The sequence below is a fragment of the Pseudoalteromonas sp. S554 genome (assembly GCF_005930865.1).
In the GTDB taxonomy this organism is placed as follows: Bacteria; Pseudomonadota; Gammaproteobacteria; order Enterobacterales; family Alteromonadaceae; genus Pseudoalteromonas; species Pseudoalteromonas marina.
Map to the genome: position 1 here is coordinate 90,480 of NZ_PNDV01000078.1, position 23,149 is coordinate 113,628.

Genomic DNA, 23,149 nt, shown 5'->3' on the forward strand with positions numbered 1-23,149 from the left:
GCAAATGCGAGCCTTTTCAAAGATTAAATAAACTGATTACCAGCCTGTTTTCTCTTTAAGTGCTTTACCGATATCAGCAAGCGAACGTACAGTTTGTACGCCAGCAGCTTCTAATGCAGCAAATTTCTCATCTGCAGTACCTTTACCGCCTGCGATGATTGCGCCAGCGTGACCCATACGCTTACCTTCTGGTGCAGTAACACCAGCAATGTAAGATACAACAGGTTTAGTTACGTTAGCTTTGATGTACTCTGCAGCTTCTTCTTCTGCAGTACCACCAATTTCACCAATCATTACGATTGCTTCAGTTTGTGGATCTTTTTCGAACATTTCTAAAACGTCGATAAAGTTAGTACCTGGGATTGGATCACCACCAATACCAACACACGTAGACTGACCAAAACCAGCATCTGTAGTTTGCTTAACCGCTTCGTACGTTAAAGTACCAGAGCGAGAAACAATACCTACTTTACCAGGCTTGTGGATGTGACCAGGCATGATACCAATCTTAGTCTCACCAGGAGTGATAACACCTGGACAGTTAGGACCGATCATACGAGTACCTGTTTGATCTAGTTTAACTTTAACGTCAACCATATCAAGTGTAGGGATACCTTCAGTGATACAAACAATTAGCTCAATGCCAGCATCGATTGCTTCTAAGATTGCATCTTTACAGAAAGGTGCTGGTACGTAGATAACTGAAGCAGTTGCGCCAGTTTCTTGTACTGCATCACGTACTGTGTTGAATACAGGAAGACCAAGGTGCGTTTGACCGCCTTTACCTGGGCTAACACCACCAACCATTTGTGTACCGTACTCAAGCGCTTGCTCTGAGTGGAAAGTACCTTGGCCACCAGTGAAACCCTGACAGATAACTTTTGTATCTTTATTGATTAATACAGACATTATTTGCCCTCCGCAGCAGCAACAACTTTTTCAGCAGCGTCTGTTAATGATTCAGCAGCGATGATGTCTAAGTCAGAGCTCTTAAGAACTTCACGACCTAATTCAGCATTAGTACCTTCTAAACGTACAACTACAGGTACGTTTACGCCAACTTCTTTAACTGCGCCAATGATACCTTCAGCAATCATGTCACAACGTACGATACCGCCAAAGATGTTAACTAAAACAGCTTTAACATTGTCGTCAGAAAGGATGATTTTGAATGCTTCAGAAACACGTTCTTTAGTCGCGCCGCCACCAACATCTAGGAAGTTAGCTGGCTTGCCACCGTGTAGGTTTACGATGTCCATAGTACCCATTGCTAGGCCTGCACCGTTAACCATACAACCTACGTTGCCATCTAGTGCTACGTAGTTAAGCTCAAAGCTTGCTGCATGTGCTTCACGCGCATCTTCTTGAGATGGATCGTGGAACTCACGGATTTTTGGTTGACGGTAAAGTGCATTACCATCGATACCGATTTTGCCGTCAAGACAGTGAAGGTTACCTTCGTCTGTGATTACTAACGGGTTGATTTCAAGTAATGCGAAATCGAAATCGTTAAACATTTTACCAAGACCCATGAAGATCTTAACGAACTGTTTCATTTGTGTTGGGTTAAGACCCAATTTGAAACCAAGTTCACGTGCTTGGTAAGCTTGAGGACCTACTAGTGGATCGATCTCAGCTTTGTGGATAAGTTCTGGTGTTTCTTCAGCAACAGTTTCAATTTCAACACCGCCTTCAGTAGACGCCATGAAAACAACTTTGCGAGAAGCACGATCAACTACTGCACCTAAGTACAATTCGTTGGCGATATCTGTACAGCTTTCTACTAAAATTTTAGCAACTGGCTGACCATTTTCGTCTGTTTGGTAAGTAACTAGGTTTTTACCTAACCAGTTAGCTGCAAACGCTTTAACTTCATCGATAGTTTTAACTAGCTTTACACCGCCAGCTTTACCACGTCCACCTGCGTGAACCTGAGTTTTAACAACCCACATATCACCGCCGATTTTTTCAGCAGCTGCTGCAGCTTCTTCAGGTGTATCGCAAGCGAAACCTTGAGAAACTGGTAAACCATATTCGGCAAAAAGTTGTTTTGCCTGATACTCATGCAAATTCATGATGCTTTATCCAATTTTTTATACTAAAAGAGCTGAATATTTATTCAATAAACAACTATCCCAAATTGCGCACCTAGTATAGTTGCCAAGGCTTAACATGAAAACCCCAGTACGACCAAAGGCGCAAAAAAAAAGCTGTGAATTGTGGTTCACAGCTTATATTTCATACTACTTGATTAAACATCCAGTAATAAGCGAGTTGGATCTTCAAGTAACTCTTTAATAGTTACTAAGAAACCAACAGATTCTTTACCATCTATTTGGCGGTGATCGTAAGAAAGTGCCAAATACATCATAGGAAGAATTTCAACTTTACCATTTACTGCCATTGGACGGTCTTGAATTTTGTGCATTCCCAAAATTGAAGACTGTGGCAAGTTAATGATAGGTGTAGATAGTAATGAACCGAATACACCACCATTTGTAATAGTGAAGTTACCACCTGTCATGTCGTCAAGCGTTAGCTTTCCGTCACGGCCTTTAAGTGCTAATTCACGAATGCCTTTTTCAATTTCAGCAACTGATAACTTATCACAGTCTTTAAGAACTGGTGTTACTAGACCACGAGGTGTAGAAACAGCAATGCTGATATCAAAGTAATTGTGGTAGACAATGTCGTCCCCATCAATTGACGCATTTACATCAGGGAAGCGTTTAAGTGCTTCAGTAACTGCCTTCACGTAGAAAGACATAAAGCCTAAGCGAATACCGTGACGTTTTTCGAATACTTCTTGGTACTGCTTGCGAAGGTCCATGATTGGCTTCATGTTAACTTCGTTAAACGTAGTTAACATTGCAGTAGAGTTTTTAGCTTCTAGAAGACGGTTAGCAATCGTTTTACGTAAACGTGTCATAGGAACACGCTTTTGAGTACGATCACCCATTGGCGCAACTGGAGCAGCAGCTTCTGCTTTCTTCGCTGATGGTGCCGGTGCTTTCAAGAACGTATCAACGTCTTCTTTAGTTACACGACCATTTTTGCCAGTTCCTTTGATTTTAGAAGCATCTAGTCCTTTTTCAGCAATTAAACGACGAACAGATGGAGTTAATACATCTGAGCTATCAGTTGAATCTGCAGCAGGAGCCGCCTCTTCTTTAGCAGCAGGAGCTGCAGGTGCACCACCTGCTTTTACTGAGCCGATTACTTGCTCACCAAGAACAGTATCGCCTTCAGCGTTAATGATGTCGCCCATGATACCGTCTTCTTGAGCTACTACTTCAAGAACAACTTTATCTGTTTCGATATCTACCAGGTTTTGATCGCGCGTTACTGCGTCTCCTGGTTGAACATGCCATGTAGCAATTGTTGCGTCTGCAACTGATTCTGGGAGTACAGGTACTTTGATTTCCACTTCTTTACCTTCTGATGCTGGTGCTGATGGCGCCGATGGCGCGTCTTCTAATTTTTCTGCTTCACTTGAAGATGTGCTTTCGCTTGAAGGCGCTGCATCAGCATCGCCAAGTAAACCCATAACTTGATCACCAAGTACGGTAGCACCCTCTTCTTGAGAGATTTCTGTAATTACACCGTCATGTTGTGCAACTACTTCTAACACTACTTTGTCTGTCTCAATATCTACTAAGTTCTGATCACGAGTTACCTTGTCGCCAACACTTACATGCCATGTAGCAACGGTAGCATCTGCAACCGACTCAGGAAGAACAGGAACTTTAATTTCTGTGCTCATCGCTTATCCTTTATTTTCTATAGTAAGCGCGTCAGCAACGAGCGCTTGTTGTTCTTTAGTATGTACTGACATGTAACCACACGCTGGTGATGCAGATGCTTTACGCCCAGCGTATTTCAACTTAGCACCTTGTGGAATTGCGTCAACAAAATGGTGTTGAGAACAGTACCATGCACCTTGGTTTTGTGGCTCTTCTTGACACCATACAAAATCAGTAACGTGTTGGTAACGTTCCATAATAGTTTTCATTTCGTCATGTGGGAACGGGTATAATTGCTCTACACGAACGATGGCAATATTATTTTGTTCCAGCTTACGACGCTCTTGTAGTAACTCGTAATAAACTTTACCACTACAGAAAACAACGCGTTCAACGTTCTCAGGTTTAATATCATCAACTTCGTCGATCATATTATGGAATACACCGTTTGAAAGTTCTTCAAGTGATGAAACTGCAAGAGGATGACGTAGTAACGATTTAGGCGTCATAACAATCAATGGACGACGTAGAGGTCTTACTGACTGACGTCGTAACATTGCATATACTTGCGCAGGTGTAGACGGAACACAAACTTGCATGTTGTGATCAGCACAAAGCTGTAAAAAACGCTCTAAACGTGCAGAGCTATGCTCTGGACCTTGGCCTTCATAACCGTGTGGTAACAAAATAGTAAGACCACATAAGCGACCCCACTTTTGCTCACCTGAACTCAAAAATTGGTCAAATACAACTTGCGCACCATTTGCAAAGTCACCAAACTGAGCTTCCCAAAGTACAAGAGAAGTTGGTTCGGCAGTCGCATAACCATACTCAAATGCAACTACTGCTTCTTCAGACAGTACAGAGTCGAAAACTTGGAAAGCGCCTTGATCTTCACTTAAGTGTTGTAAAGGAAGATAAGTCGCACCATCTTTTTGACTGTGAACAACGGCATGTCTATGGAAGAAGGTACCGCGACCAGAATCTTGGCCTGTCATTCTAATGTCAGTGCCTTCGGTTGCGATAGTTGCATAAGCAAGTGTTTCTGCCATTCCCCAATCAAGCGGTTTTTCACCAGTGGCCATTAACTTACGATCATCGTAAATCTTTTTAACGCGCGACTGAGCTTTATATTCTTCAGGGTAGCTCGCTACCTTTTCGCCAAGTTCTTTGAGCTTTTCAACCGAAACACTTGCGTCGTAATCAACATCCCAATCGTGGCCCACGTATTTAGCCCAATCTGAAGAATGAGAGGTTTCTGGTTGAATTTCAGATACAACGCAATTACCGTCATCTAACCCATTACGGTATTCATCGGCAAGTGCTTTAATTTCTTGTTCTGAAAAAGAGCCTTCAGCGATTAGTTGATCTGCATAAATAAGTCGCGGAACTGGGTGTTTTTTGATTTTTTGGTACATCAAAGGCTGAGTAGCATTTGGCTCATCAGCTTCATTGTGGCCATGTCGACGATAACAAACTAAGTCAATAACTACGTCACGCTTAAATTTGTTTCTAAAATCAAGTGCTATTTGTGTAACAAATGCAACCGCTTCAGGATCATCAGAGTTAACGTGGAAAATTGGTGACTGAACCATTTTGGCGATATCAGTACAGTAATCTGTAGAACGAACATCGTCTTGTTTAGAGGTAGTAAAACCAACTTGGTTATTAACAACAATTCGAATACTGCCACCACAACTAAACGCATTAGTTTGAGACAAGTTAAACGTTTCTTGTACTACACCTTGACCTGTTACAGCAGAATCACCATGAATTGTGATCGGTAATGCTTTTATTCCCGTAGTGTCACCTAAACGATCTAAACGAGCGCGTACAGAACCCATAACTACAGGGTTAACTATCTCAAGGTGAGAAGGATTAAAAGCAAGTGCCATATGAACGTTGCCGCCTTTAGTGGCAAAGTCCGATGAATAACCCATGTGGTACTTAACATCACCAGAACTTAATGTATCTTTATGCTTGCCAGCGAATTCATCAAAAAGCTCTGATGGATTTTTACCTAAAACGTTCACTAAAACGTTCAAGCGTCCGCGGTGAGCCATACCAATTACGGCTTCTTGTTGGCCACTTTCACCAGCTCGGTGAATTAGCTCTTTAAGCATAGGTACTAATGCATCCCCACCTTCTAGTGAGAACCGTTTTGCACCAGGGAACTTAGCACCCAAATATTTTTCAAGACCATCAGCTGCAGTTAACCCCTTGAGGATACGTAGCTTTTCTTCTTTTTCGAATTTAGGCCTAGATTGAACAGATTCTAAACGTTGTTGTAACCAACGCTTTTCTTCTGTAGATGTGATGTGCATATACTCTGCACCGATAGAACCACAATATGTAGTTTTAAGTGCTTGGTATAATTCACCTAAAGGCATAGAGTCTGAACCAACTGCAAAAGACCCTACATTAAACTCTCGCTCAAAATCAGCTTCTGACAAGTCGTGGTAATCTAGCTCTAAATCTCGAACACGCTCTCGTTCCCAAATACCTAATGGATCTAGGTTTGCATTTTGGTGTCCACGAAAACGGAAAGCATTAATAAGTTGCAGAACTTTAACCTGTTTAAGGTCACCGCCGCTACCCTCTGCTACCACTACTTCTCTATGCTTGTTTTTTGCAAGCTGTGCAAACTGTGCACGAACTTCTGAATGCTTAACTTCAACATCCACACCATTAACTTTTGGTAATTGTTCGAACACTTCTCGCCATTCATCTGGCACAGAAGTCGCATCATCTAAATACGCTTCATAAAGCTCTTCTACATAAGCAACGTTACCGCCGTTTAAATGTGAAGATTCTAACCATGCCTTCATCACACCTTCGTGCATTTATAAGCCCTTTTCTTTAGCGCAGAAATTAATAGTTATAATAACAAGATGGCTAGTAATGAAAACTAGCCATCTTACGTTTCTATGTAGTTAAACCGAACGGTTTAATAACATAGATTTGATTTGCCCAATCGCTTTGGTCGGATTAAGACCTTTAGGACAAACGCTAACACAGTTCATGATACTGTGACAACGGAACACACTGAACGCATCGTCTAGGTCTGCTAAACGCTCTTCTGTTGCTGTATCTCGGCTATCAGCTAAGAAACGGTAAGCATGAAGAAGGCCTGCTGGACCAATGAACTTGTCTGGATTCCACCAGAACGAAGGACACGATGTTGAACAACATGCACATAAAATACACTCATATAAGCCGTCTAATTTATCACGTTCTTCAATAGACTGAAGACGTTCACCTGCAGCAGGCGTGTCATTAATTAGATAAGGTTTAACTTTTTCGTATTGAGTGTAGAACTGACTCATGTCAATAACAAGGTCACGTACCACAGGTAATCCTGGAAGAGGACGAACTACTATTGTACCTTTACCGTTATTTTGTAACGTAGATAAAGGAGTAATACATGCTAAACCATTCTTACCATTCATGTTAACACCGTCAGAACCACACACGCCTTCACGGCATGAACGACGGAATGAAAGTGAAGGATCTTGCTCTTTTAATAATAAAAGTGCATCCAGAACCATCATGTCGTGACCATCGTCAATTTGCAAGGTGTAATCTTGCATACGGGGTGCGTTGTCAACATCTGGATTGTAACGATAAACTGAAAATTGTACTTGTGCCATCGTCTCGCTCCTAGTATGTACGTGCTTTAGGTGGAAATGCTTCACGCGTCTTAGGCGCGTAGTTTACGTCACGCTTACTCATTTCATCCGTAACAGGATTGTATACTGAGTGACATAACCAATTCGTGTCATCACGATCTGGGAAGTCAAAACGAGAGTGTGCACCACGGCTTTCTGTTCGGAAGTTTGCAGCTACTGCTGTTGAGTAAGCTGTTTCCATTAAGTTATCAAGTTCAAGACATTCGATACGCTGCGTGTTGAAGTCTGACGATTTATCGTCAAGACGAGCATGTTGTAAACGCTCGCGAATTTCTTTAAGTTCTTGAAGACCAGTCGCCATTGAATCACCTTCACGGAATACCGAGAAGTTAAGCTGCATACATTGTTGAAGATCTTTCTTAATTTGAACAGGATCTTCACCTTGACCAGCTGTTGAGTTTTCCCAACGATTAAAACGTGCAAGAGACGCTTCTAAGTCTGATTCAGAGGCAGCTTTTGATACTTCAACATCTCTGAGGTATGTACCTAAGAAATTACCTGCGGCACGACCAAATACTACTAAATCTAGCAATGAGTTACCACCAAGACGGTTTGCACCGTGCACAGATACACATGCAATCTCGCCTACAGCAAATAAACCTTCAACTACTTTCTCATCGCCTTGAGCATTGATTTGAAGCACTTGACCATTTACGTTAGTAGGTACACCACCCATCATGTAATGACATGTTGGTATAACTGGAATTGGTTCTTTAGCTGGGTCTACGTGGGCAAATGTTTTTGCAAGGTCACAAACACCAGGAAGGCGTAGGTTAAGTGTCTCTTCACCTAAGTGGTCAAGCTTAAGCTTGATATGAGGACCCCAAGGACCATCACAACCACGGCCTTCACGAATTTCTGTCATCATTGAACGTGCAACAACATCTCGAGAAGCTAAGTCTTTTGCGTTAGGTGCATAACGTTCCATGAAACGCTCGCCATCTTTATTTAAAAGATAACCACCTTCACCACGACAACCTTCAGTTACAAGCGTACCTGCTCCTGCAATACCTGTCGGGTGGAACTGCCACATTTCCATGTCTTGCATAGAAATACCAGCACGTGTAGCCATACCAACACCGTCACCAGTGTTAATGTGAGCATTTGTGGTTGAAGCGTATATACGACCAGCACCACCAGTAGCTAGTACAACCGCCTTTGATTTGAAGTAAGTGATTTCACCTGTTTCAATCTCAATTGCAGTACAACCAACAACATCGCCGTTATCATTTTTAACTAAATCAAGTGCATACCACTCAGAGAATACATTTGTTTTATTTTTAACGTTTTGTTGATAAAGAAGATGTAATAAAGCATGGCCAGTACGGTCAGCTGCTGCTGCAGTACGTGCTGCTTGTTCGCCACCAAAGTTCTTTGATTGGCCACCAAAAGGACGCTGGTATACACGGCCATTTTCAAAACGTGAAAATGGTAAACCCATGTTTTCTAATTCAGTAATTGCTTCTGGCCCAGTTTGACACATATACTCGATAGCGTCTTGGTCACCGATAAAATCGGAACCTTTAACGGTATCGTACATATGCCATTCCCAGTTATCTTCGTGTGAATTACCAAGCGCTACTGTAATACCACCTTGAGCGGATACGGTATGTGAACGCGTTGGGAATACTTTCGATATTAGTGCACACGTTTTGCCAGATTCAGTAATAGCCAAGGCAGCGCGCATACCTGCACCACCTGCACCGATTACTACGGCGTCAAATTCACGAACAGAATATTTCACTTAAACACCCCATAATACAATTAGACCAATAGCTACGTAAGCAACGGCCATTAGGTTTAGAACAAACCCTAAAAATGCGCGTAACTTTGAGTTTTTAACATAGTCTGTTAAAACCTGCCAAAGGCCAATGCGGGTATGAACCATAATGCATACTAGGGTTACTAGCGTAAACCCTTTCATAGCTAGGTTAGAGAAGAGGCCTGTCCAGGCTTCGAAAGTGACTTCCGGCGTCGCTAAAAAATAGCCGATAATAAAAATAGCATATGCGCTAATTATTAATGCCGTGGTACGTAAAGATACGTAATCTTGTACACCATCACGTTTAAGAGTTGCTTGATTTAAGACCATATCCACACTCCCGCTAATACAGCGAATACAACGCCAAGAGCCATTGCAATTTTAGCGCTTAGGTTACCTGATTCAAGTTCTTCCCAGTGTCCCATATCCATTACCATGTGACGGATACCACCAATAAGGTGATAGCCTAGTACTGAAATAGTGCCCCAAGCTATAAATTTGGCAATGAATCCGTTAAACAGACCCTTGACGAATTCAAAACTTTCAGCTGACGAGAGAGACTCAGACCAAGCCCAAATGACAAACGTTAAAGCAAAAAATAATGCAACACCGGTGACGCGGTGAAAAATTGATGCTTTAGCCGTTGCCGGCATAGATATAGTTGTTAGATCTAGATTTACAGGTCTTTGCTTTTTCACAGTTACTTGCCCATCTTGCTCACATTGGAGCTCATCTACTTGCTTTTCTAAAAACCCACCAAATGTTTCTGGTGGAACTATCAAGATAAACGAATTAAAACATTAAAAGTTCACAATAATGTAAATTTTTTGAATGTAAAAATATCTTTACCCAAATACAATACGGTTTAAAACCTCCGTTAGTATATATACCCACAAGGCTTTTTACAATTCTTGTTTATTTAGAGATGTTTGCGAATTAGCCAATAGTATAATACATATATGATACAGAATATTTATTATACAAATGTGCATAATGTTTATAAAAATTGACTTTAACCCCCTCTTTCACGTTAAAATGCGTAGATGTGCTTAAAACAGATTTCAGAACTTTAAAAATCTAAAAATCAGAATAGATATCTTAATAGGAGATACATAGCGATGGCAGATAAAAAAGCCACAGTTCATATTGATGGACTTGATCCAATCGAACTTCCAATTTATCAAGGCACTGCTGGCCAAGATGTAATCGACGTACGTACGTTAGGTTCACATGGCCACTTTACCTATGACCCAGGTTTCATGTCGACTGGTTCTTGTGAATCTGCAATCACCTACATTGATGGTGGTAAAGGTGTTTTACTTCACCGCGGTTACCCAATTGAGCAACTTGCTGAAGAATCAGACTATATTGAACTTTGCTACTTACTTCTTAACGGTGAGTTACCATCTAAAGATAAATACGATGCATTTGCAGAGAAAATTACTCGCAGCACAATGCTAGATCAAAAAATTGCAAATTTCTTCCAAGGTTTCCGCTTTGATGCACATCCAATGGCAATGCTTTGTGGTGTTGTGGGTGCTCTATCTTCTTTTTATCATGAAGATTTAGATATTACTGATGCTGAACAACGCAAAACAAGTGCTATTAGATTAGTTGCTAAATTACCTACAATTGCTGCAATGGCTTATAAAACAAACATTGGCCAGCCTTTTGTTTACCCACGAAATGACCTAAGCTATGCAGAAAACTTCTTACACATGATGTTCTCTGTTCCAGCCGAAGAATACAAAGTAAACCCAATTACTGCTAAAGCAATGGACAAAATATTCATGCTTCACGCAGACCACGAACAAAATGCTTCTACATCTACAGTTCGCCTTGCTGGTTCTTCAGGTGCGAACCCATATGCATGTATTTCAGCTGGTATCGCTTCTTTATGGGGCCCTGCTCACGGCGGTGCTAACGAAGCATGTTTAAACATGTTAGAAGAAATTGGCTCAGTTGATCGTATCGATGAATACGTAGCCAAAGCAAAAGATAAGTCAGACCCGTTCCGTCTAATGGGCTTTGGACACCGTGTTTACAAGAACTTTGACCCACGAGCAACAGTAATGCGTCAAACGTGTCACGAAGTATTAGAAGAGCTAAACATTCAAGATCCTCTTCTTGATATTGCAATGAAGCTTGAGCAAATTGCCCTTGAAGACCCATACTTTGTTGAGAAGAAACTATACCCTAACGTAGATTTCTACTCAGGTATTATCTTAAAAGCAATTGGTATTCCAACAAGCATGTTCACTGTAATTTTTGCAATGGCACGTACTGTTGGTTGGATCACTCACTGGGATGAAATGCTTTCTCAGCCTGGTCATAAGATCAGCCGTCCTCGTCAAATGTATACTGGTTACACTGCCCGTGACTATGTATCTGCCGACAAGCGCTAATATTATTTAGCTATAAAAGGCCGCTTTTGCGGCCTTTTTTGTGTTCAATACTTGAGAATTATTATAAACCCATTACAATTTGCGCCTCAAAATGACCATGTTGAAGAGCTATGCCTGCTTTAGAATTTAATATTAATAAAATTAGAAGTGACTTTCCTACTTTAAAGCAGCAGATAAATGCTAACCCACTTGTTTATTTAGACTCTGCAGCAACCACTCAAAAACCCCAATCAGTCATAGACGCTATAAACGAATTTTATACCAGCCAAAATGCAAATGTACATCGCGGCCGTCACACATTGAGCGAGCGTGCAACAAGCTTATACGAGCAAGCTCGTGACAAAACAGCCAAGTATTTTAATGTATCAAGTAAAGAAATTGTTTGGACTAAGGGTGCTACAGAGGCAATAAATTTAGTAAGTAATGGTTTACGAAGCCGATTTAACCAAAACGATACTATTATTATCTCAGTATTAGAACATCATGCTAACATTGTGCCTTGGCAAGTACTTAGTGAGCAAACAGGCGCAAAATTATTAGCACTACCAGTTAATGATGATGGAACATTAAATATTAAACAATGCTGTGATTTTATAAAGCAGTCAAAACCTAGTATGTTTGCAATTACACAAGCATCTAACATGCTTGGTAATATCACAAATTTAAAGCCCCTTATTACTGCTGCAAAAGAAGTAAATTCACTCGTTTTAATAGATGGCGCTCAAGGCGCAATGCATTTAAAGCCTGATTTACATAACTTAAACTGTGATTTTTACGTGTGCTCAAGCCACAAGATGCTTGGCCCCACAGGTTTAGGTGTACTTTATGGCAAATATCAAGAACTTAATTCTTTAGATGTGTATCAAACTGGCGGGGAAATGATAGAAAAGGTGTACCTTACGCATAGTACTTATCGCCCTGCACCTGCAAAATTTGAAACAGGTACTCCTAATATTTCTGGCGTATTAGGTTTTTCTGCGGCTTTGGATTATTTAAACGCCTTACAAAACGAACAATTACAAAAGTATGAGCAAAAACTATTTAATTATGCGGCTGAAAAACTGGTAACCATTCAAGGTATTACAATTTATAGCAATCTATCTGACAATATTGGCACGCTAAGTTTTAATTTTAAAGATGAGCATCCTTACGATTTGGCAACATTACTTGACGGTTATGGCGTTGCAGTCAGAGCAGGCCATCATTGTACGCAACCGCTTATGACTCATTTAGGAATAAATGGCACCTTAAGAGCCAGCTTTTGTTTTTACAATACCCATGAAGATGTTGACATATTCATCAACTCACTCAAAGAATGTATCGCCTTATTAGATTAAACGTCGTTTTTATATATTTTATTAGGATAACTCATGACAAATACGTTTAAAAAAACCACTGAGTCAATTGAAAAAGCGTCTTCTTGGCAGCAAAAGTATCGTGAAATAATGCTTTTAGGCAAAACTTTACCCGCTTTACCTGATGCTTTAAAAACAGAAGGTTCACTAGTTCCCGGCTGTGAAAGCAAGGTATGGATGTTCGTTGAATTTGATTTAAAAGAAAATACGTTAGTAGTCATTGGTGATTCAGATACACGTATCGTAAAAGGGTTGCTAGCAATTATTTTATCTTTATATAACGGAGTGACACCAGAGCAAGTAGTGAAAATAGATGCATATGAGGAATTTGATAAGCTAGGTCTTATTAGCCACTTAAGTACATCACGTGGTAACGGAATTAAAGCCATGGTTGATAGAATCCAAACCATGGCACAGCAAAAAATAAGCTAAATAGTGCTAAACCTGCAAACGCTGCTTTCTATCTAGGTATTTGCGAATAGCTCTGGCTGCTACAAAAAAGCCGAAACTTCCTGTAATCATCGTTGCAGAGCCAAAACCATTATTACAATCCATATTCATGCTGCCATCTGCACTTTGCTTTGCATGGCAAACACTACCATCACTCCCTGGATAAACTAATTGCTCTGTTGAGTAAACGCAATCAACATTAAATTTTCGTTTGGGGTTATTACTAAAGTTATACTGTTTACGTAATATGTAACGCACCTTTGCAAGTAAAGGATCTTGCGTTGTTTTAGCTACATCACCAAATGTAATTTGACCGGGGTCGGTTTGACCACCAGCACCACCAGTGGTAATTATAGGCATTTTATTTCGCTTGCAATGGGCAATGAGTGCTGCTTTTTCTTTAACCGCATCAATGCAATCGATCACATAGTCAAAGCCGTGAATGTGCTCTTTAATGTTTTCGAGTGTTATAAAGTCATCAATGACATCAATGTTGCATTCTGGATTTATAAGTTCACAACGCGCTTTCATTGCGTCGACTTTAGCATGACCAATCGTTCCAGATAAGGCATGGATTTGACGGTTTACATTGGTCGCACAAATATCATCAAGATCTATGAGCGTTATTCTACCTAAACCGGTGCGCGCAAGCGCCTCAGCTGCCCAACTCCCCACTCCACCAATGCCAACAACACAAAAGTGAGCCTCTTGAAGCCAATCAAATTGCTGATGACCATATAAACGTTTAATGCCACCAAAGCGGATGTCAGTTATTTTTTCACTCATTTACCAGTCCAGTTCCCATGGCGAACGCCATGCTTGAAAATTATCATGTTGTAACAAGGTTAAAAACGCATCACCGTTACTAGGTAAAAGCGTAAATTGTAAATTCTCACCCTGCCAAGTAAAGCTCAATGCATAAGCATGCAAATATGTTCTATCTGAAGCCGTGCCTGAGTAAGCAATATCACCCAATATTGGGGATCCTATACTTTTTAAGGCAACTCTTAGCTGGTGTGTTTTACCCGAGAAAGGTTTTAAAATAAACGCTCTAAAACTCGCTTTAAAACTAATTGAATAAAAACGGGTAATTGCAGGATTTAAATTAGATGCCAAAAGCTTATAGGTACCACGGCGCGACTTGGCCATGTCTCCTTTAACCCAACCTTGCTTTTTTTTAGGTTTAGAGTCTGTAATAGCAAGATAAAATTTATCAATAGAATGTTGTGCAAAAAGCTCCGTAAACGTTGCTGCAGCGCTTTTATTTCTTGCTAAAATAATTAGACCCGAAGTTACTTTATCTAGTCTATGAACTGCGTAAAGTTTCTCATTAAATTGTCGCTCAGCTAGCACAACAAAGCCAGGTCCATCTTCTGAATGAAAGCTGAGTTCTGCTGGTTTTTCGACAACATAAAAATCAGAATGCTCATATACCACGTTTAATATTAAGTTCATTCAAAGGTCACGCGTTTTTATTTTGTAAAAACGCAATTACTTTTGCTAAATCTTCAGCGGTATCAACACCTGCATGCGGAGCTACTTTTGCCTGCTCTATTTTAATACTATAACCGTGATATAAAACACGCAGCTGCTCTAATGACTCTAATAACTCCAAAGGTGAAACACTAAGTGCAATATATTGATTAATAAACCCTGCTCTGTAAGCGTAAATACCCACGTGGCGTTGAAATGATGAAAGCTCTAAATCTCTTTTTTCTTCTAACATCGCATGTCGATCAAACGGAATACTTGCACGCGAAAAATACAACGCGTTTTTATTTATATCGCTAACAACCTTGACTGCATTAGGATTAAATATGTCGTCTTTATGTTCAATGGCAACGCTTAATGTAGCCATGGGTGCTGATGATTCATTTAACAACTTAGCTACTTGTAAAACGTTATCGGGAGCTAGTAATGGTTCATCACCTTGAACATTTACAACTATGGTATTGCTATCTAAATTTAATAAAGCAACTACCTCCGCTAAGCGCTCGGTGCCTGACTGGTGATCTTCACGCGTCATCACAACATCATTAGTAAACTTACTAACCTCATCAAATACTTTTTGATGATCGGTTGCAATTATCACTTGGCTTGCACCTGATAAACATGCTTTCTCATAAACATGTTGAATCATAGGTTTACCACAAATATCTGCTAGCGGTTTTCCTGGTAATCTTGTTGAAGCATAGCGCGCAGGTATAACGACTACGAATTCCACTTTTCAACCTCTTCTAACGATAACTCTCTTGCTTCATTTTCAAGTAATACCGGAATATCATCTTTAACAGGGTATGCGAGTTTTGCAGCAGTACTAATTAGTTCACTGTTGTCTTTATCAAAACGTAATTTTCCTTTACATACAGGGCATGCAATTATGTCGAGTAATTTAGTATCAAAGGCCATTTAGGATCCCTTTTTCTTTTAATATTAAAGTTAATTTATTTATTACAGCCTGTGTTGGCCTTGCATTTACTGGTAAATAATACCAATTATCTTTGGCAAACTCGCTGCATTTTACGGCGTCTTTTTCGGTCATTAGAATATTGTCGTTACCAAATCGGGTAAAATCTTCGGCTGTGTATGGATGATGATCCCTAAAATGATTTGAAGATAATAAAGTTATCCCCTGTTTTTTTAAGGTATTTTCAAAACGCTTAGGATTACCTATTGCGCTTACTGCATGGCCATTTTTAATCGATTCACTAATAGGAAAAGAACTTTTTACTGACCTGAGCGCTGCAGGCTCTAATGTGTAGTTATTACTATTCTGCCCTCCGTTTTCAACAATCAAATCAACCGACTTCAAACGTGCAGGTGTTTCTCGTAATGGCCCTGCAGGCATTAGCAACCCATTTCCAAATTGGCGTTCACTATCGACGATACAGCATTCAATAGTGCGTGCCATTTTGTAATGCTGCATACCATCGTCAGAGATAATGATATCTAAATTATAATCAAGGGCTAGTAACTCAATATTGCGTTGTCGGTTTGGCCCTATCGCAATTGGGCATTTTAGACGATGAAACAGAAGTTTAGGCTCATCACCCGCCTCAGCAGCTGGCGTATTATCTTTAACAATTAAAGGATAATTACTCGCCTTACCACCATAACCTCGGCTAATGATTCCAACTGACAACCCTTGTTTTGTTAAAAAGTCATAAAGCCATAATACAAATGGTGTTTTACCATTTCCACCCACACTAATGTTACCAACAACAATAATAGGTATGTCGCTTTTAAATTGCTTAAATATTCCAAAACGATACATCTGCTTTCTGGTAATCGAAATTAGCCAAAATAAAGCTGACAATGGCAAAAAAAGTAATGTAATAAGTCCAACTGGTTCATACCAGCTTTTTTCGATTTTATTCACGGTTACTCGCCAAACTGCATTTTACACAACGCTGAATAAGTTCCATCGTTTGAAAGTAAGCTGGTGTGATCGCCACTTTCAATAACACGGCCATTATCGATAACGTAAATTTTATCGCTATTTTCAATTGTAGATAATCGATGTGCAATGACAATTGATGTTTTATCTTTCATTAAGTCATCAAGCGCATGTTGAATCAGTTTTTCAGACTCTGTATCTAATGCAGATGTTGCCTCATCTAATATTAAAATAGGGGCATCTTTTAAAATAGCTCTGGCTATAGCAATGCGTTGACGTTGACCACCAGAGAGCATCACTCCGTTTTCACCTACCATGGTATTTAGCTTTTCAGGTAAGTCTTTTACAAACTCCCACACGTGGGCCTGCTTTGCTACCTGCAATAACTCATCATCTGTAATATCTCGCTGAACTCCATAACATATATTGTTAGCTATAGTGTCGTTAAATAGCACAACCTGTTGCGATACTAGCGCAAATTGGCGTCGCAGATCTGTAAGCTTATAATCATTTAAAGGAATACCATCTAACAGTATTTGACTTGGTAAGTCTAAATCATAGTAACGTGGTAATAAATTAGAAATTGTTGATTTACCTGAACCCGACCGCCCAACTAACGCAATACTTTCGCCGGCTTGAATTGTAAGCGTTAAGTTATTTAATACAGGTTCATCTTTTGTGGGATATTTGAAAGTCACATTTTTGACCTCAATTAAACCTTTGACTTTTGTTACAGATACTGTGCCTGTATCTTTTTCTATATTTTCGTCAAGTATTAAAAATATACTTTGCGCTGCAGAAATACCACGCTGCATATCACTATTAACGTTAGCTAGCTGCTTTAGCGGACGTAGTAACATCATCATCGATGAAATAAGCACAACAAAGTCGCCTGAGCTAATGCTGTCTATCATTGAGGGCATTGATACCACCCACAAAATAACGGCCATAGCACTCGCTGCAAGTATTTGAATAACTGAAACACTTAATGCCTTTGTGGCATCCATTTTTATACGTTGTTGTCGGTTATGATTATTAATTTTAGAAAATTGATTAATTTCTCTCTCTTGACCGCCAAAACCATGAATCACTTTATGGCCACTGAGCATTTGCTCTGAGCTTCTTGTTACTTGGCCCATAGCAGATTGTATATTTTTAGAAATATGACGAAAACGCTTAGATACTATTGCAACGATCAGCGCAACTAAAGGAATAATAACTAAAAATATCAGAGATAATTGCCAGCTTGTATAAAACATTACACCAAGCAGAAAGACAACAAATGCCCCTTCTCGCACTACAATCAGTAATGCTTTGGTTATTGCTTGTTGAACTTGTTCTGTATCAAACGTGATTTTAGAAATTAGGTCACCTGTTGAGTTTTTATCGTGAAATGAAACAGGTAGATGTAAAATATGTTCAAATAATTCCTGACGGAGTGAACGAACAACTTGCGAGCCTACATAGCTTAGGCAATAAGATGACATAAAATTAAAAACACCGCGACCTATAACCAAAGCTATTACTACAAAAGGAGCGTATTTTAATACTTCGTTATTTCGTTGATTTAAACCTTCATCAATAAAAGGCTTCATTAATTGAATAAATAAAGCATCCATACCGGAATAGCCAATCATGCCGACAATAGCAACGATTGCAACGCTTTTGTAAGCACCTACGTAGGAAATTAAACGCTTGTAAATTTGTGTAGTACTTTGATCCATAATACTCTCTTTATTCAATTACAGACCCTATTGTATCCTTGCTAGAACTAAAACAAAACGTCAATCTTTTATAAACCAGTAGCTTTGGTAATCTCGTGATGTAATAACAGTCACAGTCTCTTCGTAAAACTCCACCGTAATTTGCCCTTGTTGCCCAGTAACATACTGCAAGGCATTAATATTTCTATAACGCTCAACAACCTCAGTTTTAGGAAATTGCCACTGCCCTTTGTAAGCACTTGAATGAATAACAACCTGTGGCATAACTGCATTAATAAATTTATTACTTGATGACGTACTACTACCATGATGGGGACTAAGTAACACTGTACTTTTTAAACTATCGCTAGAGTTTATCAGTTGCGACTCTCTATTTTTTGAAATATCGCCTGTAAATAGAACGCTGTGCTCTTTATCTGAAACCTTTATTACACAAGACTCATCATTTTCATTGCCATACAAGGGAGTTGGGAAACTTTTAATTATTAGCCCAGCCATGTTTACTTCGTTTGGAATACACCCCTTTGAGGGTCCATTAGGGTGAAATTCATTAAATGAAAACTTTAAACCTGCACCGATAAAATGAGATAAACCACCGGAATGGTCATTATCAAGGTGACTAATTACAGAATGAGTCACTGCAATATTATTTATATCAATAAAAGGTAACAAAATACTTTTAGCACGGCTAAAACGATTAAAGTAACTAGGTCCAAAATCATAAATAAACCCTTTATCATCTTTTTCAATAAGAGCCATAAGACCGTGCCCAACATCGAATACATGTAATTTCCATGTAGGCTTATCAGCAAGTAAATAATCAATATAGAGCATGGCTATAGGTAAAAAAGCGAGCCGCCTATATGGCGAAAAATAAAAAATTAAAAGAGTAAGATAAGCATAAATAATGACACTTAGACCAATAATTCCTATGTTTAGCCAACCAAAACCTGCTGGTAATTTATTTAAACAGGTAAAAATAAAAGCTAGACCGCTATCGATAAAAATAATCACCATACTAATATCAAATACGGCACTTATAGCCGTTAATAAAATTAAACAAGGCATTAAAATAAATGAAAGAAATGGAATTGCGACTAAGTTTATGACTAAGCCAGCAACACTCACGCCATTAAAAAAGTAAAAAGACAGAGGCAGTAAACCAATAAATAGTGCAGCCTGAATAGTAATTAATGCAAAAAGTACCTTTAAAAATGAATTGGTAAAGTGAGGTACATTTTTAATAACTAAAAAAATAACCACGACTGCAAAAAATGAAAAATATAATCCAGGATTAAGGGTATTGAACGGATTAACAACGAGTACAATAACAAGCGCAAACAAAATACTGCGCCATCTCATTAGCTGCCTTTGAAAATAATATAGAAGTAAATAACAGCCAAGCATTATTAGTGCACGAGTCGCTGAAACCAAAAAGTTACTTAAATAAACATAAACAAACGCTGATACAAAACCAATCGCACTGTAAGCAATTGAAAAATTGATCGTTTGATTATTAAACAATTTAACGTGGATAAATACCCACTTTGTAATGAAGAAACCAAAACCGAACACCAACCCAATGTGTAAGCCTGAAATAGCAAGTAAATGGCTTAAACCCAGTGATTGCATCAGCTGCTTATCACTCGGTGTCATTAACGTCTTATCCCCTGTTAATAAAGCATAGTAAAGCCAATTTAGTGTTGTATTTTCGTATGTATTTTTAATGAAGCTTTTATAACTTTGAACACTATTTTGTTCTGAAGTGCTTTTGATTTTTAATTCTTTATTAAGAACTTTGCCTTTAAAGAAAATTCGCTGCTTAAATGCATACAGTTCGTTATCAAATACATTAAAGTTTTTATTACTTCTAAATTTTTTTAAATTAACACTTGCCACAAAACGATCATTAGCACGCATTGGCTGATCTAAATTAACGCTTAACATCGCGCTAGGTGCACTCAAATTAGAATAGTATTTACCATTAATACGCACTAATTTTGCTTTGACATATTGGGGAGCTTTGTTTGAGATGACTTCTTGGATTACAACTTCGACTGGATATGCGTACTTTTCATCATTAATTATGTGCTCAAAGTTATAAAAAATATGATAATGCGCTATAACGATACAAATTCCACAAATAAAGCCTAACAATAAAGACAAAAACGGCTTAAAATAAGCGCCTATTATTACAATGGACACTGTAATAATAATAAATTCGAGAGTTTCGTAATAAAACACGGTTGAAATACAGCCAATTACAAAACCAAGACTGATCAACACTGATGTAAATGGTTGCTTTAAATGGCTAAGAAAACTATCCAAAGATTTTTACCCGATCCGAATAAAATAAGACATCACAAATCGTTAAAAATTTTTGGTAAGCTTTTGCAAGATGCAAATCTTTGGCACTTAAACAGACGTTCGGCTCGAGGAGCCTTTGCGGTTGGTTTATTTTTTGCTTTCATCCCTGTTCCCTTTCAAATGGTTTTAGCCGCAGCGACTGCTATTTTATTTAGAGTTAACTTACCTATCTCAGCAACACTTGTTTGGCTTACTAATCCGTTAACCATGCCACCTATTTTTTATGGGTCTTACCTCGTTGGCACTCTTGTTTTAAATCAGCCAGAACAACACTTTGCCTTTGAGCTTAACTGGGCTTGGTTTGAACAGAGTATCGAAACCATTGGCCCTGCATTCTTAGTAGGCTCGCTTGTATGCGCCTCTATAGCATCAATCATAGGCTATTTTGGCATTGATATTTTATGGCGCCGCTCGGTTGTAAAGGCAAGAGCTGCACGCAAATAATATCGATCCTCTGAATAGTATAGACGAAAAAAAACCCAGCTAGAAAGCTGGGTTTTTTATTTAAAAATAATTAAAAACGAAATACCCGTCGAATACCAATTAATGGTAATAAAAATAACGCTAACCAAGAGATACTAGCTGAACTTCTTTCATAAATTTCAGCCTCTGGCGGTGCACAATTTTCAATTTCACCATTTTCTAATGGTGTTAGTTTAACTGCAACGGCGACGGTTTCAAATTCAATATTACCGTTAATATCTGTCACTACACCACCAAGTGTGTCACGCTTTTCTACTGTTTTAGTGGCAACACCAAACACTTCGTTATTCTCATTGATAACATTAGCTTCTACTACAGTATATGGATAATCAGTTTCACCGTCGGTTTCATAGCATGGTAATAAGTCATTGAGATTAGTTATTTTATCTTCACCAATTTTATAAATAAATGCGGCTTTATCTCGTGAACTATCCGATCCACCTACTTCCCCTTCGCCTACTATATAACCTTGGTTATTGATATCATTTGCTACAGAACTTGACCCCGTGAAATAGTCATTTGGAAAAACAGTATTTCCAGTCTCAACGTCATGATAGAAGAATTTGTTCCTAAAACTGCTTTCAATCACTTTAGTAGCATAACCTACCACTACGTCGTTATCATTTAGAGCAGATGCAATACCATTTTCCCAACCATCTTCTTGATCAATAAAATCTACAACTTCACCATTTTTAAAATATACAGGCATAGATATTATAGAATTATCATTCCTGTAATAGCGTGTGTTTGAGTAGCCAGCAATAGTACCTTTAGAATTAATAGCAAAGGCAGTACTCACAAAATTATCATCTTCCACTTCATCTTCATCGGGTGTTAAAGCTAAACCTAGGTTTTCAACTGAAACAACATTTAATGATTCATCTAATTCCCATTTAAATGCACTTTTATTAAACAAACCTTGAGATGAAGTTGAATTATTTAAATTAATACAAGCTGAAACTGGTGAATCTTCATTGTCACAACTTTCGTCGATATCTTCTTGTATTTCAATCGGAATACTTATTGAAGCGTTTCCTACAACAGTGTAGCCACTATTTGTTTTAATAATATCATTTGCTCGACTTGTGCCGCCATAATCGTCAAACTCAGGCGCTAATGAAACTTTTACACCATCTGCACTAATAACAATTGCTCGCTCTACAAATTCATTTGTAAACCAAGTTTCTGCATCATCTTCACCCTCTGGTGTAAAAGAAACCTTGTCATATGGAGCACTACCCCAACCAACAGATACACCGTCTTCACTAACAGCATTGTATAAATTAAATGTTGAACGAGTTAAACCATCGTAGTCGATAGCTGCTTCATCAAATAAAGTTTGCTCAACGACACCTGACTCTGTGAATCGAACGCCTATAAATTGATTTTGCTTCTGATACTCATAATTACTTGATCTACTACTAAGGAAAGAAACCATGAAGGAATGTGCGTCAGGGTTTGTTAGTACAGCTTCATTATTTTGTATATCATCTAGTGTAAACGTAATTACTTTATCAATCTGTTCATAGTTAGACTCAGTAGTGTCGTATGCACTTTTTATAAGGCTATCATCAAAGTCGATATAGCTAATATCTATAGGTAAGTTATAAAGTCCGTTAGCAAAACCAATTATGTGCCCGCTTTCACTTGCATCAGTAACGTAAGAAAATTTTGCATTATCGAGTGTGCCTAATTCACTTAATTGATATGTTGCACTAATAGCTGATGTACTCAATGTCGCTAGGATACTGGCAGCGAGTAATTTATATTTCAT

The 23,149-nt window shown here is 38.8% G+C and carries 20 protein-coding genes; 4 read left to right on the forward strand and 16 right to left on the reverse strand.

Annotated elements, in window-relative coordinates:
• Nucleotides 1–36: 36 nt before the first annotated feature.
• The 8 genes from sucD to sdhC form a co-directional block, all read right to left on the reverse strand.
• The gene (gene sucD, locus CWB65_RS16035) at nt 37–909 is read right to left on the reverse strand and encodes a succinate--CoA ligase subunit alpha (protein ID WP_008127375.1); all 873 of its coding nucleotides are present in this window, start codon (nt 907–909) and stop codon (nt 37–39) included.
• Nucleotides 909–2,075, reverse strand: a complete 1,167-nt coding sequence (sucC, locus tag CWB65_RS16040) for an ADP-forming succinate--CoA ligase subunit beta (protein ID WP_006794719.1) — start codon at nt 2,073–2,075, stop codon at nt 909–911. The genes sucD and sucC overlap by 1 nt, the downstream gene beginning before the upstream one ends.
• Nucleotides 2,076–2,251: 176 nt before the next feature.
• Nucleotides 2,252–3,763: a 2-oxoglutarate dehydrogenase complex dihydrolipoyllysine-residue succinyltransferase gene (gene odhB / locus CWB65_RS16045; protein WP_138740986.1), complete on the reverse strand. Its 1,512-nt coding sequence runs from the start codon at nt 3,761–3,763 to the stop codon at nt 2,252–2,254.
• Between the two features lie 3 nt (nt 3,764–3,766).
• Nucleotides 3,767–6,586, reverse strand: coding sequence for a 2-oxoglutarate dehydrogenase E1 component (sucA, locus tag CWB65_RS16050; RefSeq protein WP_010556434.1), 2,820 nt, complete (start codon nt 6,584–6,586; stop codon nt 3,767–3,769).
• A 90-nt stretch (nt 6,587–6,676) separates the two neighbouring features.
• Nucleotides 6,677–7,393: a succinate dehydrogenase iron-sulfur subunit gene (locus tag CWB65_RS16055; protein ID WP_006794722.1), complete on the reverse strand. Its 717-nt coding sequence runs from the start codon at nt 7,391–7,393 to the stop codon at nt 6,677–6,679.
• A 10-nt stretch (nt 7,394–7,403) separates the two neighbouring features.
• The gene (gene sdhA, locus CWB65_RS16060; RefSeq protein WP_138740987.1) at nt 7,404–9,176 is read right to left on the reverse strand and encodes a succinate dehydrogenase flavoprotein subunit; all 1,773 of its coding nucleotides are present in this window, start codon (nt 9,174–9,176) and stop codon (nt 7,404–7,406) included.
• The gene (gene sdhD, locus CWB65_RS16065; RefSeq protein ID WP_006794724.1) at nt 9,177–9,524 is read right to left on the reverse strand and encodes a succinate dehydrogenase, hydrophobic membrane anchor protein; all 348 of its coding nucleotides are present in this window, start codon (nt 9,522–9,524) and stop codon (nt 9,177–9,179) included.
• Entirely contained in the window at nt 9,515–9,892 is a 378-nt protein-coding gene (gene sdhC, locus CWB65_RS16070; RefSeq protein ID WP_074210168.1) for a succinate dehydrogenase, cytochrome b556 subunit, read from the reverse strand. The genes sdhD and sdhC overlap by 10 nt, the downstream gene beginning before the upstream one ends.
• Before the next feature lie 420 nt (nt 9,893–10,312).
• Between sdhC and CWB65_RS16075 the strand changes: the two genes are divergently transcribed.
• The 3 genes from CWB65_RS16075 (at nt 10,313) to CWB65_RS16085 (ending at nt 13,386) form a co-directional block, all read left to right on the forward strand.
• Nucleotides 10,313–11,599, forward strand: a complete 1,287-nt coding sequence (locus CWB65_RS16075; RefSeq protein WP_138740988.1) for a citrate synthase — start codon at nt 10,313–10,315, stop codon at nt 11,597–11,599.
• A gap of 110 nt (nt 11,600–11,709) precedes the next feature.
• Nucleotides 11,710–12,936, forward strand: a complete 1,227-nt coding sequence (locus CWB65_RS16080; protein WP_008127361.1) for a SufS family cysteine desulfurase — start codon at nt 11,710–11,712, stop codon at nt 12,934–12,936.
• Between the two features lie 33 nt (nt 12,937–12,969).
• Nucleotides 12,970–13,386, forward strand: a complete 417-nt coding sequence (locus tag CWB65_RS16085; protein ID WP_008127359.1) for a SufE family protein — start codon at nt 12,970–12,972, stop codon at nt 13,384–13,386.
• 6 nt (nt 13,387–13,392) lie between these two features.
• Here CWB65_RS16085 and tcdA read toward each other — a convergent pair whose 3' ends face one another.
• The 7 genes from tcdA to CWB65_RS16120 are packed head-to-tail and all read right to left on the reverse strand — an operon-like array spanning nt 13,393 to nt 20,853.
• Entirely contained in the window at nt 13,393–14,190 is a 798-nt protein-coding gene (tcdA, locus tag CWB65_RS16090; RefSeq protein ID WP_008127357.1) for a tRNA cyclic N6-threonylcarbamoyladenosine(37) synthase TcdA, read from the reverse strand.
• Entirely contained in the window at nt 14,191–14,859 is a 669-nt protein-coding gene (locus CWB65_RS16095; RefSeq protein ID WP_008127355.1) for a TIGR01621 family pseudouridine synthase, read from the reverse strand.
• Nucleotides 14,860–14,866: 7 nt separating this feature from the next.
• On the reverse strand, nt 14,867–15,628 hold the full coding sequence (kdsB, locus tag CWB65_RS16100; protein ID WP_008127352.1) for a 3-deoxy-manno-octulosonate cytidylyltransferase: 762 nt from the start codon (nt 15,626–15,628) through the stop codon (nt 14,867–14,869).
• Nucleotides 15,616–15,813, reverse strand: coding sequence for a Trm112 family protein (locus tag CWB65_RS16105; protein WP_006794732.1), 198 nt, complete (start codon nt 15,811–15,813; stop codon nt 15,616–15,618). The genes kdsB and CWB65_RS16105 overlap by 13 nt, the downstream gene beginning before the upstream one ends.
• On the reverse strand, nt 15,803–16,783 hold the full coding sequence (gene lpxK, locus CWB65_RS16110) for a tetraacyldisaccharide 4'-kinase (RefSeq protein WP_008127347.1): 981 nt from the start codon (nt 16,781–16,783) through the stop codon (nt 15,803–15,805). Before lpxK ends, CWB65_RS16105 begins: the two co-directional genes overlap by 11 nt.
• 2 nt (nt 16,784–16,785) lie before the next feature.
• A complete protein-coding gene (msbA, locus tag CWB65_RS16115; RefSeq protein WP_008127345.1) occupies nt 16,786–18,525 on the reverse strand; it encodes a lipid A export permease/ATP-binding protein MsbA in 1,740 nt (579 codons plus the stop codon).
• Between the two features lie 60 nt (nt 18,526–18,585).
• Entirely contained in the window at nt 18,586–20,853 is a 2,268-nt protein-coding gene (locus CWB65_RS16120; RefSeq protein ID WP_138740989.1) for a DNA internalization-related competence protein ComEC/Rec2, read from the reverse strand.
• Between CWB65_RS16120 and CWB65_RS16125 the strand changes: the two genes are divergently transcribed.
• Nucleotides 20,833–21,336 (forward strand): DUF2062 domain-containing protein, encoded by a 504-nt coding sequence (locus CWB65_RS16125; RefSeq protein WP_006792805.1) that lies wholly within the window; start codon nt 20,833–20,835, stop codon nt 21,334–21,336. The two genes, CWB65_RS16120 and CWB65_RS16125, sit on opposite strands and share 21 nt — an antisense overlap.
• Before the next feature lie 70 nt (nt 21,337–21,406).
• Here CWB65_RS16125 and CWB65_RS16130 read toward each other — a convergent pair whose 3' ends face one another.
• On the reverse strand, nt 21,407–23,149 hold the full coding sequence (locus tag CWB65_RS16130; protein WP_138740990.1) for a DUF3466 family protein: 1,743 nt from the start codon (nt 23,147–23,149) through the stop codon (nt 21,407–21,409).

What these genes read in the sequence shown, in the direction of transcription:
- sucD (WP_008127375.1), bottom strand. Translation starts at nt 909, where the DNA reads ATGTCTGTATTAATCAATAAAGATACAAAAGTTATCTGTCAGGGTTTC.
- sucC (WP_006794719.1), bottom strand. Translation starts at nt 2,075, where the DNA reads ATGAATTTGCATGAGTATCAGGCAAAACAACTTTTTGCCGAATATGGT.
- odhB (WP_138740986.1), bottom strand. Translation starts at nt 3,763, where the DNA reads ATGAGCACAGAAATTAAAGTTCCTGTTCTTCCTGAGTCGGTTGCAGAT.
- sucA (WP_010556434.1), bottom strand. Translation starts at nt 6,586, where the DNA reads ATGCACGAAGGTGTGATGAAGGCATGGTTAGAATCTTCACATTTAAAC.
- CWB65_RS16055 (WP_006794722.1), bottom strand. Translation starts at nt 7,393, where the DNA reads ATGGCACAAGTACAATTTTCAGTTTATCGTTACAATCCAGATGTTGAC.
- sdhD (WP_006794724.1), bottom strand. Translation starts at nt 9,524, where the DNA reads ATGGTCTTAAATCAAGCAACTCTTAAACGTGATGGTGTACAAGATTAC.
- CWB65_RS16075 (WP_138740988.1), top strand. Translation starts at nt 10,313, where the DNA reads ATGGCAGATAAAAAAGCCACAGTTCATATTGATGGACTTGATCCAATC.
- CWB65_RS16080 (WP_008127361.1), top strand. Translation starts at nt 11,710, where the DNA reads ATGCCTGCTTTAGAATTTAATATTAATAAAATTAGAAGTGACTTTCCT.
- CWB65_RS16085 (WP_008127359.1), top strand. Translation starts at nt 12,970, where the DNA reads ATGACAAATACGTTTAAAAAAACCACTGAGTCAATTGAAAAAGCGTCT.
- tcdA (WP_008127357.1), bottom strand. Translation starts at nt 14,190, where the DNA reads ATGAGTGAAAAAATAACTGACATCCGCTTTGGTGGCATTAAACGTTTA.
- CWB65_RS16095 (WP_008127355.1), bottom strand. Translation starts at nt 14,859, where the DNA reads ATGAACTTAATATTAAACGTGGTATATGAGCATTCTGATTTTTATGTT.
- CWB65_RS16105 (WP_006794732.1), bottom strand. Translation starts at nt 15,813, where the DNA reads ATGGCCTTTGATACTAAATTACTCGACATAATTGCATGCCCTGTATGT.
- msbA (WP_008127345.1), bottom strand. Translation starts at nt 18,525, where the DNA reads ATGGATCAAAGTACTACACAAATTTACAAGCGTTTAATTTCCTACGTA.
- CWB65_RS16125 (WP_006792805.1), top strand. Translation starts at nt 20,833, where the DNA reads ATGGCTAAGAAAACTATCCAAAGATTTTTACCCGATCCGAATAAAATA.
- CWB65_RS16130 (WP_138740990.1), bottom strand. Translation starts at nt 23,149, where the DNA reads ATGAAATATAAATTACTCGCTGCCAGTATCCTAGCGACATTGAGTACA.